The organism is Pseudomonas haemolytica (assembly GCF_009659625.1).
Taxonomy (GTDB): domain Bacteria; phylum Pseudomonadota; class Gammaproteobacteria; order Pseudomonadales; family Pseudomonadaceae; genus Aquipseudomonas; species Aquipseudomonas haemolytica.
Window position 1 is genome coordinate 118,569 of sequence record NZ_VOIW01000001.1, and the last position, 13,308, is coordinate 131,876.

A 13,308-nucleotide genomic window follows, 5' to 3' on the forward strand; every position below is an offset into this window, starting at 1 on the left:
GTGATCAGTGCGGCTGTTCTGGCACCACTGACCCTGAGCATCGGCTGGCTGTTGTACGCGCCGGCGGTGGTCTGGGCGATCCTGCGTTCGCCTTGGGTCGAACTGTTCGCCGACCGACGGCGCCAGCATTTGCTGTTCGGCACGGTATTCGCGCTGTTCATGCTGTGGCTGGTGCGGCGGGATTTCGATACCGGGGTTTCCTATCATTTTATCGGCATGACCGCCGTCACCTTGCTGCTCGATTGGCCGCTGGCAATCGTTGGTGGGTTTGCCGCTCAGCTCGGCTTGATGCTGTTGGGGCGCCAGGACCTGGCTGCGCTCGGCGTCAATGGCCTGCTCCTGATCGTGTTGCCGGTGCTGGTCACCGAAAGTTGCGCGCTGTTGGTGGAGCGGGCGCAACCACGTAACCCCTTTGTGTATATCTTCTGTTCCGGTTTTTTTGCCGCTGCGCTATCGGCCTTGTTATGCCTGTTGGCCGGCCTGGGTCTGTTGTGGTTCGATGGCCGCTTTGCGATGCCGGAGTGGCTGGAAGACTTTGTAGGCTACCTGTGGCTGATCATCTTTCCCGAAGCTTTTATCAACGGCATGGTCATCAGTGCGTTGGTCGTGTTTTCCCCTGAATGGCTGGAGACCTTCAACCGCACCCGCTATCTCTCGGCACCCTGGAAGGACGACGATTCGCGGCGTTGATCCAGGTCAAATCCCAGGCAACGGTGCAGGTCCATGCTCTGCAAAATTTTCAGGAGCACGGATCATGAGTGTGTATGAGTGGGCACGGCAGGAGTTGCGCAGAAGCCAGGATGCAGCGCAGGAAATCGGTTTTGACCCAGGCCTGACATTGCGCGCCATGCTCAGCGCCGTGGTGCAGCAAAGCAAGGGTGTGCGCAGTTTTGAAGACCTGGCCGACGAGTTGCAATACCTCGCAGAAAACCTCGACGACCAGCAGGAATATGCCTTTATGCGGCCTTAGTGGCGCGGCGGCAGGTCTTCGGAAAACAGTTCGTCTTCTGCATCCGGGGCCACGGGGATCTTGTGTTCCTCTGCGGCCCAGGCGCCCAGGTCGATGAGTTTGCAACGGTCCGAGCAGAACGGCCGGTTGAGGTTGGTCGCTTTCCATTCCACGGGTGCACCGCAGGTTGGGCAGTCGACGGTCAAGGGTTGGCTCATGGTCGGCCTCCACGCAAAGTAAGGTAAAAGTGGTGCAGTCGCTCGACCTCGCCGTGCAGCCAGGCAAGGTCCTGGTCATTGACCAGTACGTCATCGGCATGGTTCAGGCGGTCTTCTCGGCTGGACTGGGCCTTGAGAATCGCCTGCACCTGTTGTTCGCTGATGCCGTCGCGCTGCAGGGTACGCTGAATCTGCAGCGATTGCGGCACGTCGATCACCAGGATGCGCTGGGTCATGCTGTACTGGCCGGACTCGATCAGCAGCGGTGACACCAGGATCGCGTAAGGCGATCGCGCGCGCGCCAGGTGGCTGCGAATTTCCTCGGCAATCAGCGGGTGCAGCAAGGCCTCCAGCCACCGGCGTTCTTCAGGTACTTCAAAAATCAGTTTACGCAGTGCGGCGCGGTCCAACTGGCCGTCGGGCTGCAACACGCCGTTGCCGAAGTGCTCGGCAATGCGCGCCAGTGCCGGCCGACCAGGTTCGACGACCCAGCGGGCAGCATGATCGGCATCCACCAGGTCAATACCCAGGTTGATAAAGTGCTCGGCCGCAGCGCTTTTGCCGCTGCCAATGCCGCCTGTGAGGCCAAGAATCCAGGGTGTTACGACAGAAGTGGTCATCTGAAACCGACAGACTGCAAATAGAAGTCGGTTATTTGACCACCCCAGAGCAATGCAATCCAGCCGGCAATTGCCAGGCAGGGGCCAAACGGCATCGGTGCCGAGGCTTGGACCTTGCGCACACGCAACAGAACAAGCCCGGCGATCACGCCCAGAAGTGAGGCCAGCAGCAGTGTCATCGGCAGTATTTGCCAGCCGCCCCAGGCGCCCAGCAATGCCAGCAACTTGAAGTCGCCATGGCCCATGCCATCTTTGCCGGTGACGAGCTTGAACAGCCAGAACACGCTCCACAGGCTCATGTAGCCAATGACTGCGCCCCACAGCGCATCGGGCAGGGTCGTCAGCAGGCCGGCGCTGTTGAGGATGAGCCCCAGCCAGAGCAGCGGCAGCACCAGCGCGTCCGGCAGCAATTGATGGTCGAGGTCAATCAGGCTCATGCCGAGCAAGCCCCAGCTCAGCAGCAGTACCGCGCCGGTTTGCCAGCCAAAGCCGAAGTGCCAGGCAACAGCGGCTGAGAGCAGTGCGCATGCCAGTTCGGTGAGGGGGTAGCGAATGCTGATGGGCTCACGACAGTGGGCACAGCGCCCTCTGAGCAGCAGGTAACTGAGCACCGGGATATTTTCCCAAGGTCGAATCGGCTGGTCACAGTGCGGGCAACAGGAGTTCGGGCGCATCAGGTTATAGACCGGGCCTGTGGGAGCCGCCGGCAAGCCGAGGATCTCATGGGCCTGGGCACGCCATTCGCGCTCGAGCATTTTTGGCAGGCGCCACGCCAGCACGTTGAGGAAACTGCCGACGATCAGGCCCAATACCAGCGCCAGGCCGACAAACGCCCAGGGATACTCGCGCAACAGCAGGCTCAAAATGCCGTACCCAACTGAAAGACTGGCAGGTACATCGCGATCACCAGCGCCCCGACAATGCCCCCCAATACGACCATGATCAGCGGCTCCATCAGGCTGGTGAGGTTATCGACCAAGGTGTCTACGTCTGACTCGTAGTGGTTCGCGACCTTTTCCAGCATGCGGTCCAAAGTGCCGGACTCCTCACCGATTGCCGTCATCTGGATCGCCATGCCTGGGAACAGGCCGCTGCTGGCCATTGACTGATTCAACTGCATGCCTGTGGATACATCGTGGCGCATACGTTCGATTGCCTGTCTGAAAGGTCCATTACCGACGGCACCGGCCACCGAGCTCAATGCCTGCACCAAGGGGACACCCGCCGAAAACGTGGTTGAAAGCGTGCGTGCGTAGCGTGCGACGGCTGATTTTTGCAGCAGTTTGCCTGCCAGCGGGGCTTTCAACAAACCGGCTTCAAGCCAGTGGCGAAAGCTCGGGTAAACACGGTAGGCGTAGCGAAGCCCCCATACGGTTGCGCCCAAGCCCAATGCCAGCATCCACCACGCTTGTTGCAGGAATTCGGACAAGGCAATGACCCCCAGGGTAAACCCGGGTAATTGACCATTGACCCCGGCGAACAGGTTCTGGAATTGCGGCACTACGTGTATCAACAGCACTGTGCTGACCAGTGCGGCAACCACCAGTACCACGACAGGGTAGGTCATGGCTTTCTTGATCCTGGCTTTGAGCTGCTGGCTTTTTTCCAGGTGGATCGCCACGCGCTCCAGCAGGGTTTCCAGGGCACCTGCCTGTTCCCCGGCGGCTACCAGGCTGCAATACAGGTCATCGAAATAACGCGGGTGCTGGCGCAGCGCATCGGCCAAGCTGTTGCCGCTGGCGATCTGCTGTTTCAACGTTTTGACCAGTTCGCTGACTTGCCGGTTTTCAACACCTTCTCTGATGATGTCGAACGCTTGCAGCAGCGGGATACCGGCCTTGAGCAAGGTAGCCAACTGGCGGGTGAGCAGGGCGATATCCGCGGGTAATATTCGTGGAGCGAAAGTACCTCGTGAGGCAGGCTTCTTGCGCACATGCTCGGGGCAGATTCCTTGCTGGCGCAGTTGTGCCTTGATCAGCGCAAGGTTATGGCCAGCCATTTGCCCGGACACCCTGCGCCCTTTGCGGTTGATGCCTTCCCAGGCGTAGATCGTTGAAGTGTCATTCATGTCAGGTTTGCGCACGCAGGTGGTGAAGAATTTATAGCTTAGTCAGGGAGCGTGTCCGGGCAGGCTGGCGTTCAGGAATAAAATGTCAGAATGTACGTCTTGTACGCGATTGGCCGAGTGAGCATGAGTACACTGGCGCCGTTGCACAAAACGGGGCGCAGGATGTGCCCTGTCATGGTTCTATACTGGAGAGTGAAAGAGATGCGTCAAAAAGGCTTTACCTTGATCGAATTGTTGATCGTCGTGGCAATTATCGGCATTTTGGCCACCATCGGTTTGCCCATGTACACCAAGCACCAGGCCAAGGCCAAGTTCACGGCGGGGCTGGCTGAAATCAGCGCGTTGAAGGCTGGCTACGAGGACACAATCAACCAGGGCACTGTGCCGACCTTGGCCCTGATCGGTGGCACCAGCCCTACAGCCAACTGCAAGATCGACGTGGCAGGCGATGTGGCCTCGGGTGCCGGTTCCATCAGTTGTGAAATCCTCGACGCGCCTGCGCCCGTGCTGGGCAAGACCATCACCTTGACCCGCAGCGCCACCACCGGCTGGACCTGTGCCACCACGGCGGAGGCTCAGTACGTTGCCAAGGGTTGCAGCGCCCACGGAGCGTAACGGGCGCCGGGCGGTGAGCGTGTCAGTTGCTGCATGCCCAATGCAGTGCTAGCTTTAGCCCACCGCCCGTGTAGCTCAGTTGGTAGAGCAGCGCACTCGTAACGCGAAGGTCGCAGGTTCGATTCCTGTCTCGGGCACAAAGGCACCACTGCTTCAAAGGCAATGTTTTCAGATGATCCCAGAATGGTTCTGAAGGCCAGACGAGTCGGCATTCCTGCCTGCTCTTTTGTATCTGCGCAACCTTGATGACCCAGATGCATCCCCATTCCTCGATCTAAGAGAACAACATGACCACGACTGAGATGACCCAGGAAGTTCGGCACGAAGAAGCACTCAAGAAATACCTTGAGGACACGCCGCAGCTTAAAGACGAGATCAAGGACCTGAGCGCTGACGACCAGCGTGACCAGATTCAGTGGGCATTCGAGGACGAGGCCGAGAGCCAGGGCTACCAGCCTTGGGAGCTGACCCTCAAGTACACTTCGACACCGCAAGAGTTCGAAGCTGCGCGGTTGGTCTTGCACAAAGAGGCGGCCGACGTGCTGGGTGTCGAATGGCAAGAGTACTGCGAGATGAATAACCTTGTAGTTTAAAAGCAGCCGCGGGTTTCAAGCTGCAAGCTGCAAGTTGTCTCGCAGCCTTCTTGCAGCTTGAAGCTTACCGCTGGCAACTACTCAGATACTGAGGCGCATCGACAGATCCACCGCTTTCACATCCTTGGTCATCGCGCCAATGGAGATATAGTCCACGCCGGTTTCGGCGATGGGCAGCAGGGTGGTTTCATTGATGCCGCCGCTGGCTTCCAGCTTGGCCTTGCCGGCGTTCAAGCGCACGGCTTCGCGCATGTCTTCCAGGCTCAGCTCATCCAGCATGATGATGTCAGCCCCTGCGGCCAGGGCTTCACGCAATTCCTCCAGACTTTCCACTTCGACTTCCACCGGCTTGCCCGGGGCGATCTTGTGCGCGGCCGTGATCGCCTGCGCAATGCCCCCGCAGGCGGCAATATGGTTTTCCTTGATCAGAAACGCGTCATACAGCCCGATGCGATGATTATGGCAACCGCCGCAGGTGACCGCGTACTTCTGCGCCAGGCGCAGGCCCGGCAATGTCTTGCGGGTGTCCAGTAGCTTGACCTGGGTGCTGGCAACAAAGTCCGCCAGGAACTGCGCACGGGTAGCTACCCCTGACAGCATCTGCAGAAAATTCAGCGCACAGCGTTCACCACTGAGCAGCGAACGTGCCGGGCCTTCAAGGTGGAACAGCGCCTGGTTGGGGCTGACACGCTCACCATCGGCCACCTGCCAATGCACGGCGACCCGCGGGTCCAGTTGGCGAAATACCGCATCCACCCAGGCCGTACCGGCGATAACGGCCGCCTCGCGGGTAATGATCGTGGCCTTGGCCAGCCGTTCGGCCGGGATCAACTGTGCGGTGATGTCGCCACTGCCGATGTCTTCCAGCAGTGCGCGGCGCACGTTGGCTTCGATTTCGGCAGTGAGGTCGGCAAGACGGAGGTTCGGCATAACAGGCTCCACAAACAAAGTGCCTCGATTATAGGGGCTGCGTGCGTTTGAACCCAGGCTCGCCACTCAATTACAGCGCGACGGCAGAGTTTGCTGGCGCAACGGCCCTCATTTGCAAGATAATCGCGCGCCTTGCAATTGGCGTCATAGCTTTGACGTCCGGGTGGTAGACGGGTATTTGCCGTGCCTTTCAGGCCTGCCCCCGTTCTTTCCCCCTCAACACCGCCGTTTCAGGAGGCCAGGATGCACAATGACGGAAAGGTGGTGCCTATCAACAGGGCACAGGCCACGCCATCGCCGCTCGCACGCCTGCCGGTGGTGGTGCTGCAGGTGCGTGACAAGGCCGCGCAACAGCTGCAACAGGGTTTACAGGAGCTGTTCGATAACGCCGATGACACCCTGTTCGAAATGGCTGACAAAGCCCGTAGCACCGTCGATCATCATATTTTTTTCGAGGCCATGCGCGACCTGCGCCTCAAGCGCAAGAATTTCGAGCGCGTGTTCATGGAACAGCTGTTTGCGGCCTTCGCCAATCTGGGTCAGGCCGGGCGCGGCGACTTGCACCTGGTGCCGGTGGTGTCCTACGAATCGGTACGTGGTACAAGCGCCGATGATCTGGAAAGAGCCGTGGCCCTGGAAGCGATGCTCAGTCGAGTGCGGCACCGTGATGGCTTGGCATTGGGGCAACTGAGCGCGAGGCTCAGTGAATTGCTCGGCAGGCGCCTGGATGATCATGAGAACCCTCTGGGCCCGGCACTGCTCTGTGGGTTTTTCCTGCAGGCGGGGCGCAGCCTGGGAGTCGAGATCCGCGTCAAGCTGATCATGCTCAAGCTCTTTGAAAAATACGTGCTTAGTGACGCTGACCTGCTGTACGCGGAAGCCAATCAACTATTGGTCGCCACTGGGGTGCTGCCCGAACTCAAGGCCGTTCCGTCCCGTCGTCTCGGCGAGCGTGCGAACCGTGAACAGCACCACGCCAACCAGCCGATTGCCGAACTGCCACTCGATGAAAGCGGTCAGCAAGCCTTCAGTGCCTTGCAAAAATTGTTGGTCGCCGTGCGTGGTAGCGTGGCGCCGACCCTCGAAGCCAGTGCCGAGCCACAACCCATTGACACTCGCGACCTGCTTCGCCTGCTTTCGCATTTGCAACAATACGTCCCGGAGCCCGAGGCCGAGGACGATTTCGACCTGCGAAACCATCTTGAACAGTTGCTGACCCGGGTCAGTGTCAAGAGTGGCAAGTCGCGGGTGGTGGAAGATGCTGACGAAGATGTGATCAACCTGGTGGCCTTGCTGTTCGAATTCATGCTCGATGACGGCAGTGTGCCGGACGCTTTCAAGGGCCTGATCGCCCGCTTGCAGATCCCACTGCTGAAAGTCGCCGTGCTGGACAAGAGCCTGTTCAGCTGCGCGAACCATCCGGCGCGGCGCTTGCTCAATGAAATCGCGAGCGCCGTCATAGGGTGGGGCCCGCAGGACGATCCACGCGACACCCTGTACGTGCGTATCGAGCAGGTGGTACAGCGCTTGCTGAACGAGTATGTCGAAGACCCGGAGATTTTTTTCCAGATGCTGACGCAGTTCAGCGCGTTTGCCGCTGATGAGCGCAGGCGCAGCGAGTTGCTGGAACGGCATACCCGTGACGCCGCACGCGAGCGCCTGCAACTGGAAGCTGCGCGCGAGCGTGTGGCGCAAGTGCTCAATCGACGGCTTTTGGGCCAAGTCCTGCCGCAGTTTGTGGTGCAATTCCTGCAACAGGCGTGGAGCCAGGTGCTGGTGGTGACCACTCTCAAGCACGGCGAACAATCGCTGCAATGGCAAGCGGCGCTGCGCACCATGGATGAGTTGATCTGCAGCGTTGGTTTGCGGGAAGGCACCGAGGCGGGCCGGTATTTGCTTGAGCAATTGCCAGGGCTGCTCAAGGCATTGCGTGACGGTTTGGCCGGTGCGGCGTTCGATCCTTTCAGCACCCGTGAGTTTTTCCTGCGGTTGCAGGCCGTGCATGTTCAGCCGTTCGAAGGCGAGGGCGCCGACGCGTTGGTCGAAGTCCACGAGCCCATTACCCTCGGCCCGGGCTTGCGGGTCGCTGTTGAGTCCTTGCCCGGTGATGACGCCGACTTGCTCAAGGCTCAGCAATTGCGGATCGGCGTCTGGGTGGCGTTTCAGCAAGATCAAGTAACCACCCTGCGCTGCAAGCTGACGGCAATCATGCCCCCCGCCAACACCTACGTTTTTGTCAGCCGTACGGGGCTCAAAGCCTTGGAGAAAAGCGCCGAGCAATTGGCCGTGGCGTTCAAGTGTGGCGCGCTGCGCGTCTTGGACGATGGCTTGCTGTTCGACCGTGCGCTGGCTGCGGTGATGGCCAACCTGCGTCAACTCAATCGCGGCAAGTGATCGCAACCACAGGGCGGAACGCGGCATACTGGTAACACCTCGTCTCATTCAAGGAGCCTGTATGCAGTTGGACCCCGCCAGCGGTTGGTGCCAAGGCATTCGTCATTGCCCGTCGCCCAACTTCAACGAGCGCCCTGAAGGTGAAATCTCGCTGTTGGTGGTGCACAACATCAGCTTGCCTCCGGCGCAGTTCGCCACTGGCAAGGTGCAGGAGTTCTTCCAGAACCGCCTGGATGTATCGGAACATCCCTACTTTGAAGGGATTGCCCACCTACGTGTGTCTGCGCATTTTCTGATTGAGCGTGACGGCACTGTGACGCAATTTGTTTCTTGCCGGGACCGGGCTTGGCATGCCGGCATTTCCAGCTTCGAGGGGCGCGAGGTGTGCAACGATTTCTCCCTGGGCATCGAGTTGGAGGGCACCGACGAACTGCCGTTTACCGATGCCCAGTATGCGGCGCTGATCGACTTGGCGCGCCAGTTGCTGTTGGCTTACCCAGCGATAACCCACCAACGTATTTGTGGTCACAGCGACATCGCACCGGGGCGCAAGACTGACCCGGGCCCCGCTTTTGATTGGAGGCGCTTTCGCAGCGCCCTGCAGAATGGAGGACACAAACAATGAGTTTCCTGGTGTTGGTGCTGGCGGTCTGGATCGAGAAGTTCTCGGCCTTGCGCCTGCGGTTGCAGCGCGACGGTGGATGGCTGCGGGAGTTGGCCAAGCTGGAATCGAGCCCACGCATGGGCAAGCGACCCTGGCTGATCTTGCTGGTGCTGGTGCTGCTGCCCGTGGCATTACTGGCACTATTGTTGTTGGTACTGGAGCCGGTGGCCTATGGCCTGTTGGCATTGCCGGTGCATTTGCTGGTGGTGATCTATAGCCTGGGCCGTGGCGATCTGCTGGCAGGGCTGGGCCCGTTTCGTGATGCCTGGCGGCGCGGTGACCTGCAAGCTGCCGAACATGTGGCCGAGCGCGACCTGAAGCTTGGCGCCGACAGTGGCGAGCAATTGTTGGAGCGCGTCCAGGGCCATCTGTTATGGCAGGCCTATCAGAGCTTTTTCGCAGTAATTTTCTGGTATTTCCTGTTAGGCCCGGTGGCCGCTTTGGCCTATCGCCTGTTGGCGCTGGCCAGCGAACACAGCCAGAACCCGTTGGTGGCCGAACGCGCCACGCAGTTGCGTCACGCGTTTGACTGGCTACCGGTACGACTGCTGGCGGCGAGCTTTGCTTTGGTGGGCAACTTCGTCGGGGTCAGCCGTGTGATGCTCCACGAACTGCTGAGCTGGGACATCAGCGCGGCACAACTGATGGAAAAAGTTGGCCTGGCCGCCGCCGAAATCCCGCCGCCGGTGGTGGGCGCCGATGGCATCAAAAGCCTGGATCGCCTGTGGGAACTGCTGCTGCGTGCGGCGGTGCTGTGGTATGCCGGGTTTGCTATCTGGACCGTTTTGCCCTGAGTCATAGCGGCGTGGGGATCCATTACCCACGCCGTTAACCTTACGTTACAAAACTTCCTTTCGAATTGAGCTATACAGACAGAGCGCCAAATAGTGGCTATCTGCCGCCGCCCTGCGCCTCAATAAAAATAATAGAAAGGGAGGTCACCTGTGAAGAGCTTGCTCTATCCAGCCGTCGCGCTGATGAACCGCCTGAGCTTCGGCATGAAGTTCAGCCTGATCAGCGTGCTGTTCCTGCTGCCGATGCTGGCGACCAACTATTTCCTGGTGCGTGATTCCTGGCGCGAATTCCAGGGCACCCGCATCGAACTGCAAAGCCTTGACCTGCTCGGCAGCAGCCTGGTGTTGCGTCGTGACCTGGAGTCGCTCAACAACCAGGTGCAGATCAACGCCACCCTTGGTCAGTCCGGCAAGGCCGCTGACCTTGAGACCAGGATCGGCGCCTTGGAGCAAAGTGTGCTGGACCGTCTGCAGGGCCTTAGCGCCATGGCGAATCAACCTGAGCAAGTCGCAGTTTTCGAAAACAAGCGCGACGAGTTGATCGCCGCGTTCAAGGCCCAGCAACAGGAAACCTCGTTGCTCAACAAAACCGCGCTGATCGGCAAATTACTCAACCAAGCCCAGATGCTGAGCCAAATCATTGCCAGCCAAGCCGGCTTGAGCCGTGACGCGCAAAGTGAGCTGCGCCAGCTCTCCAATCTGGTCACCACCGTCACTCCGCAAGTCACCCAGGCGCTGGGAGAGGGCCGGGCGATGGGCGCGTATTCGTTGGGCCAAGGTTTCATCAATTCGTCTTCCAGCACACGCTTTGATGAGCTGTTGCAGCAATTGGAAAAGCTTCAGGGCGAATATGGCTTGAAGTTGCAGGATGCGCTGGGCATCAGCAACGCCGCGCACGCAGCACTCGACACGTTGGCCCAAGCCAGCCAGGCCAGCCTGAAGCAAGGCAGTGAGTTGTTCGAAGAACAGGTGGTGATGGCAGAGACCCTCGACATGGCGTGGCAAGGCTTTTACGACAGCGTCAGCCAACTGATGGCCAAGACGTATCAATTGGATGACGCCACTCTGACGTTCCTCGAGCAGCAATTGCAGCAACGGCTGGCACAAAACCGCATGCACATGGTGCTGCTGATCACGGCCCTGGCGGCGATGTTCGCGCTGATTTTCTATCTGTATGCGGGCTTCTTTGTTTCCACACGCACCACTTTGCATCGCTTGGGGGCGATGATGGACAAAGTGGCGGCAGGTGACATGACGGTTACCTTCGTTGCCCAAAGCCGCGATGAGCTTGGGGACTTGGGCCAAGTGTTCAATGGCACCGTGGCCAAGATCCATGACTTGATCGAGCGTGTCGGGCATACGGTCAGCCAGGTCGAATTGCAGGCCGGCCAGGTGCAGGCGGTTTCGTCCCAGAGTAACCAGGCGGTGTCCGGCCAGCGCAGCCAGATCGAACAAGTGGCGACGGCGATGAATCAGATGTCCGCCACTGCCCAGGAAGTGGCGCGCAGCGCCGCGGCTGCGGTCAGCAGCGCCCAGAGCGTTAACGATGAAACCGTCAGCGGGCGTGCGCTGGTGCAATCCCAGCAAGGCGGCATCGTGCGCCTGGCTTTGGAGATCGATGAGTCGGTGCGGGTTATCAACCAGTTAGCCGTCGACAGCCAATCCATCAGCCGCGTATTGGACGTGATCAAGAGCATTGCCGAGCAGACCAACTTGTTGGCGCTCAACGCGGCCATCGAAGCCGCACGCGCGGGTGAACAGGGGCGCGGTTTTGCGGTTGTGGCCGATGAGGTACGCACCCTGGCCCGGCGCACCCAGCATTCCACCGAAGAAATCGAACAGATGATCAGCCGCTTGCATAGCGGCGTTGGCGCGGCGGTGAAGGCCATGGGCAGCAGCCATGAAATGGCGAGTGGCACGGTGGGGCAGTCGGAGAAAGTCCAGCAGGCCTTGGAAAATATCCTCGGCGCCGTCGGGATGATCGTCGACCAGAACCAGCAGATCGCCGCTGCCGTGGAGCAGCAAACGGCGGTCGCCCAAGACATCGACCAGAATATTGTTGAAATCAATCGCGCCGGCGAGCATGCAGCGCACGGCGCCCAGCAGACTGAAGCGGCCAGCCGGCAATTGTCGGCGCAGGTTATTGAGTTGAAGCAATTGATTGGTGCGTTTCGTGTGTAGGAATTTTCTATAGGATTGGGCTTCGGGCGGCGTAGCGCATGTCTTGATTTACCAGGCTATGTTTTATCGCGGCGTGAATGGGTGAGACTTTGTTTCACTCAGTCACGGTCTCGAGGAGGCACGGCGATGACCGCTGTAATCGGCAGCATCAGAGGGCATTGCGCCCAGTGCGACATGACGTTTGTACTCAAGCCTTGGCAACTGAACGCCATTGCCATCGATGTACCTTTTGACTGTACGTACTGCCACTCAGGCTTGCAGTTGCTTTGCCACAAACAGTTGCGTCAATTTCGCGCCTTGGACCAATGGGCGCTGGTGCGGCCGAGCATGATCATACTGACGTGCGCGACCTTGCTGGTGGCGTTGGTCGCGGAGTGGGTGGGGCTGCTCAGTGTGATCGGGCAGTTCAACATTTCGCTGGTCGCGGTGTTTATCCATTGCCTGGTCGTGCGCTACGCCCGTCATCGACAAAAAATGACCTTGAACTTGCAGGTCATCCACCCGCTACCACTTGAACAGCTCGCACGCATTGCGTGTGCTCGCCTCTGCCAGCAATGAAGGGCTGATACCCATCCGCTCGGCCAGCGCGGTGCAGATGTCCGGCAAGTGCTGCGGGCTGTTGCGCTGGTTCGGGTACATGACCGGGGCCATATCCGGCGAATCGGTTTCCAGCACCACGGCGTCAAGGGGTAGCTGGGCCAGCACCTTGTGCATTCGCAGTGCCTGGGGCCAGGTGGCGGCGCCGCCCAGGCCAAGTTTGAAACCGAGCTTGATGTACTCGCGGGCCTCCTCGACGCTGCCGGCGAACGCATGGATGATGCCGCCCCGCGGCAGACGGATGCGCTTGAGGGTGGCAATCACAGCGGCGTGGCTGCGGCGCACATGTAGCAAGGCAGGCAGCTGGAAATCCACTGCAAGTTTCAGTTGGGCTTCAAACAGGCTTTGCTGGCGCTCGCGGTCCAGGTGCTCAAGAAAATAATCCAGGCCGACTTCGCCTACGGCACACAGTTGCCGATGGCCGTGCAGGCGTGTCAACCAATCACCCAGCTCCAGCAGGTCGGCAGGGCGGTGCTCATCGAGATACACCGGGTGCAAGCCGAAGGCGGCGAACAAGTCTTCGTCCTCCTGCACCAGATCCCATAGCCGCTGCCAATTGTTCTGATATACCCCCAACACCACCATGCGCCGCACGCCGAGTTGACGGCTGTGGGCGAGGACTTGCTGGCGGTCGTGGTCGAAATCCGCGAAGTCCAAATGGGTGTGGGTGTCGATCAGCTCCACG

General features: G+C 59.7%; 15 protein-coding genes and 1 tRNA gene. 10 read left to right on the forward strand and 6 right to left on the reverse strand.

From position 1 onward, the window contains the following. A complete protein-coding gene (locus FRT59_RS00615) occupies positions 1–690 on the forward strand; it encodes an energy-coupling factor ABC transporter permease (protein ID WP_198809553.1) in 690 nt (229 codons plus the stop codon). A gap of 64 nt (positions 691–754) precedes the next feature. Next, a complete protein-coding gene (locus FRT59_RS00620; RefSeq protein WP_003171680.1) occupies positions 755–970 on the forward strand; it encodes a hypothetical protein in 216 nt (71 codons plus the stop codon). On the opposite strand, the gene yacG is transcribed toward FRT59_RS00620, so the two are convergent. From yacG to FRT59_RS00640, 4 genes are read right to left on the reverse strand one after another with little or no spacing between them, the layout of a single operon-like run. Continuing rightward, positions 967–1,167, reverse strand: coding sequence for a DNA gyrase inhibitor YacG (gene yacG / locus FRT59_RS00625; protein WP_003188437.1), 201 nt, complete (start codon positions 1,165–1,167; stop codon positions 967–969). The genes FRT59_RS00620 and yacG overlap by 4 nt on opposite strands. Continuing rightward, positions 1,164–1,787, reverse strand: coding sequence for a dephospho-CoA kinase (gene coaE / locus FRT59_RS00630; protein WP_153870150.1), 624 nt, complete (start codon positions 1,785–1,787; stop codon positions 1,164–1,166). Before coaE ends, yacG begins: the two co-directional genes overlap by 4 nt. Beyond that, positions 1,784–2,650, reverse strand: a complete 867-nt coding sequence (locus FRT59_RS00635; RefSeq protein WP_153870151.1) for a prepilin peptidase — start codon at positions 2,648–2,650, stop codon at positions 1,784–1,786. Before FRT59_RS00635 ends, coaE begins: the two co-directional genes overlap by 4 nt. Next, positions 2,647–3,855, reverse strand: a complete 1,209-nt coding sequence (locus FRT59_RS00640) for a type II secretion system F family protein (protein ID WP_153870152.1) — start codon at positions 3,853–3,855, stop codon at positions 2,647–2,649. Before FRT59_RS00640 ends, FRT59_RS00635 begins: the two co-directional genes overlap by 4 nt. Positions 3,856–4,056: 201 nt before the next feature. On the opposite strand from FRT59_RS00640, the gene FRT59_RS00645 reads away from it, so the two are divergent. The 3 genes from FRT59_RS00645 to FRT59_RS00655 all read left to right on the forward strand — a co-directional run bounded on the left by FRT59_RS00645 (position 4,057) and on the right by FRT59_RS00655 (position 5,063). Beyond that, positions 4,057–4,470, forward strand: a complete 414-nt coding sequence (locus tag FRT59_RS00645) for a pilin (protein WP_153870153.1) — start codon at positions 4,057–4,059, stop codon at positions 4,468–4,470. A gap of 64 nt (positions 4,471–4,534) precedes the next feature. After that, positions 4,535–4,607, forward strand: a tRNA-Thr gene (locus tag FRT59_RS00650). 150 nt (positions 4,608–4,757) lie between these two features. Then, on the forward strand, positions 4,758–5,063 hold the full coding sequence (locus FRT59_RS00655) for a DUF6388 family protein (RefSeq protein WP_153870154.1): 306 nt from the start codon (positions 4,758–4,760) through the stop codon (positions 5,061–5,063). 81 nt (positions 5,064–5,144) lie between these two features. Here FRT59_RS00655 and nadC read toward each other — a convergent pair whose 3' ends face one another. After that, positions 5,145–5,993, reverse strand: a complete 849-nt coding sequence (nadC, locus tag FRT59_RS00660; RefSeq protein WP_153870155.1) for a carboxylating nicotinate-nucleotide diphosphorylase — start codon at positions 5,991–5,993, stop codon at positions 5,145–5,147. A gap of 243 nt (positions 5,994–6,236) precedes the next feature. Between nadC and FRT59_RS00665 the strand changes: the two genes are divergently transcribed. The 5 genes from FRT59_RS00665 (at position 6,237) to FRT59_RS00685 (ending at position 12,584) form a co-directional block, all read left to right on the forward strand. Continuing rightward, the gene (locus tag FRT59_RS00665; protein WP_153870156.1) at positions 6,237–8,387 is read left to right on the forward strand and encodes a DUF1631 domain-containing protein; all 2,151 of its coding nucleotides are present in this window, start codon (positions 6,237–6,239) and stop codon (positions 8,385–8,387) included. A gap of 61 nt (positions 8,388–8,448) precedes the next feature. Further along, the gene (gene ampD / locus FRT59_RS00670; RefSeq protein ID WP_153838923.1) at positions 8,449–9,012 is read left to right on the forward strand and encodes a 1,6-anhydro-N-acetylmuramyl-L-alanine amidase AmpD; all 564 of its coding nucleotides are present in this window, start codon (positions 8,449–8,451) and stop codon (positions 9,010–9,012) included. Continuing rightward, entirely contained in the window at positions 9,009–9,845 is an 837-nt protein-coding gene (gene ampE, locus FRT59_RS00675) for a regulatory signaling modulator protein AmpE (RefSeq protein ID WP_153870157.1), read from the forward strand. Before ampD ends, ampE begins: the two co-directional genes overlap by 4 nt. 1,476 nt (positions 9,846–11,321) lie before the next feature. After that, on the forward strand, positions 11,322–12,026 hold the full coding sequence (locus FRT59_RS27470; RefSeq protein WP_411829415.1) for a methyl-accepting chemotaxis protein: 705 nt from the start codon (positions 11,322–11,324) through the stop codon (positions 12,024–12,026). Between the two features lie 126 nt (positions 12,027–12,152). Beyond that, a complete protein-coding gene (locus tag FRT59_RS00685; RefSeq protein WP_153870158.1) occupies positions 12,153–12,584 on the forward strand; it encodes a hypothetical protein in 432 nt (143 codons plus the stop codon). Here FRT59_RS00685 and FRT59_RS00690 read toward each other — a convergent pair. Beyond that, the gene (locus tag FRT59_RS00690) at positions 12,531–13,307 is read right to left on the reverse strand and encodes a TatD family hydrolase (protein WP_034118057.1); all 777 of its coding nucleotides are present in this window, start codon (positions 13,305–13,307) and stop codon (positions 12,531–12,533) included. The two genes, FRT59_RS00685 and FRT59_RS00690, sit on opposite strands and share 54 nt — an antisense overlap. Position 13,308 lies beyond the last annotated feature (1 nt).

What these genes read in the sequence shown, in the direction of transcription:
- FRT59_RS00620 (WP_003171680.1), top strand. Translation starts at nt 755, where the DNA reads ATGAGTGTGTATGAGTGGGCACGGCAGGAGTTGCGCAGAAGCCAGGAT.
- yacG (WP_003188437.1), bottom strand. Translation starts at nt 1,167, where the DNA reads ATGAGCCAACCCTTGACCGTCGACTGCCCAACCTGCGGTGCACCCGTG.
- coaE (WP_153870150.1), bottom strand. Translation starts at nt 1,787, where the DNA reads ATGACCACTTCTGTCGTAACACCCTGGATTCTTGGCCTCACAGGCGGC.
- FRT59_RS00640 (WP_153870152.1), bottom strand. Translation starts at nt 3,855, where the DNA reads ATGAATGACACTTCAACGATCTACGCCTGGGAAGGCATCAACCGCAAA.
- FRT59_RS00645 (WP_153870153.1), top strand. Translation starts at nt 4,057, where the DNA reads ATGCGTCAAAAAGGCTTTACCTTGATCGAATTGTTGATCGTCGTGGCA.
- FRT59_RS00655 (WP_153870154.1), top strand. Translation starts at nt 4,758, where the DNA reads ATGACCACGACTGAGATGACCCAGGAAGTTCGGCACGAAGAAGCACTC.
- nadC (WP_153870155.1), bottom strand. Translation starts at nt 5,993, where the DNA reads ATGCCGAACCTCCGTCTTGCCGACCTCACTGCCGAAATCGAAGCCAAC.
- FRT59_RS00665 (WP_153870156.1), top strand. Translation starts at nt 6,237, where the DNA reads ATGCACAATGACGGAAAGGTGGTGCCTATCAACAGGGCACAGGCCACG.
- ampD (WP_153838923.1), top strand. Translation starts at nt 8,449, where the DNA reads ATGCAGTTGGACCCCGCCAGCGGTTGGTGCCAAGGCATTCGTCATTGC.
- ampE (WP_153870157.1), top strand. Translation starts at nt 9,009, where the DNA reads ATGAGTTTCCTGGTGTTGGTGCTGGCGGTCTGGATCGAGAAGTTCTCG.
- FRT59_RS27470 (WP_411829415.1), top strand. Translation starts at nt 11,322, where the DNA reads ATGTCCGCCACTGCCCAGGAAGTGGCGCGCAGCGCCGCGGCTGCGGTC.
- FRT59_RS00685 (WP_153870158.1), top strand. Translation starts at nt 12,153, where the DNA reads ATGACCGCTGTAATCGGCAGCATCAGAGGGCATTGCGCCCAGTGCGAC.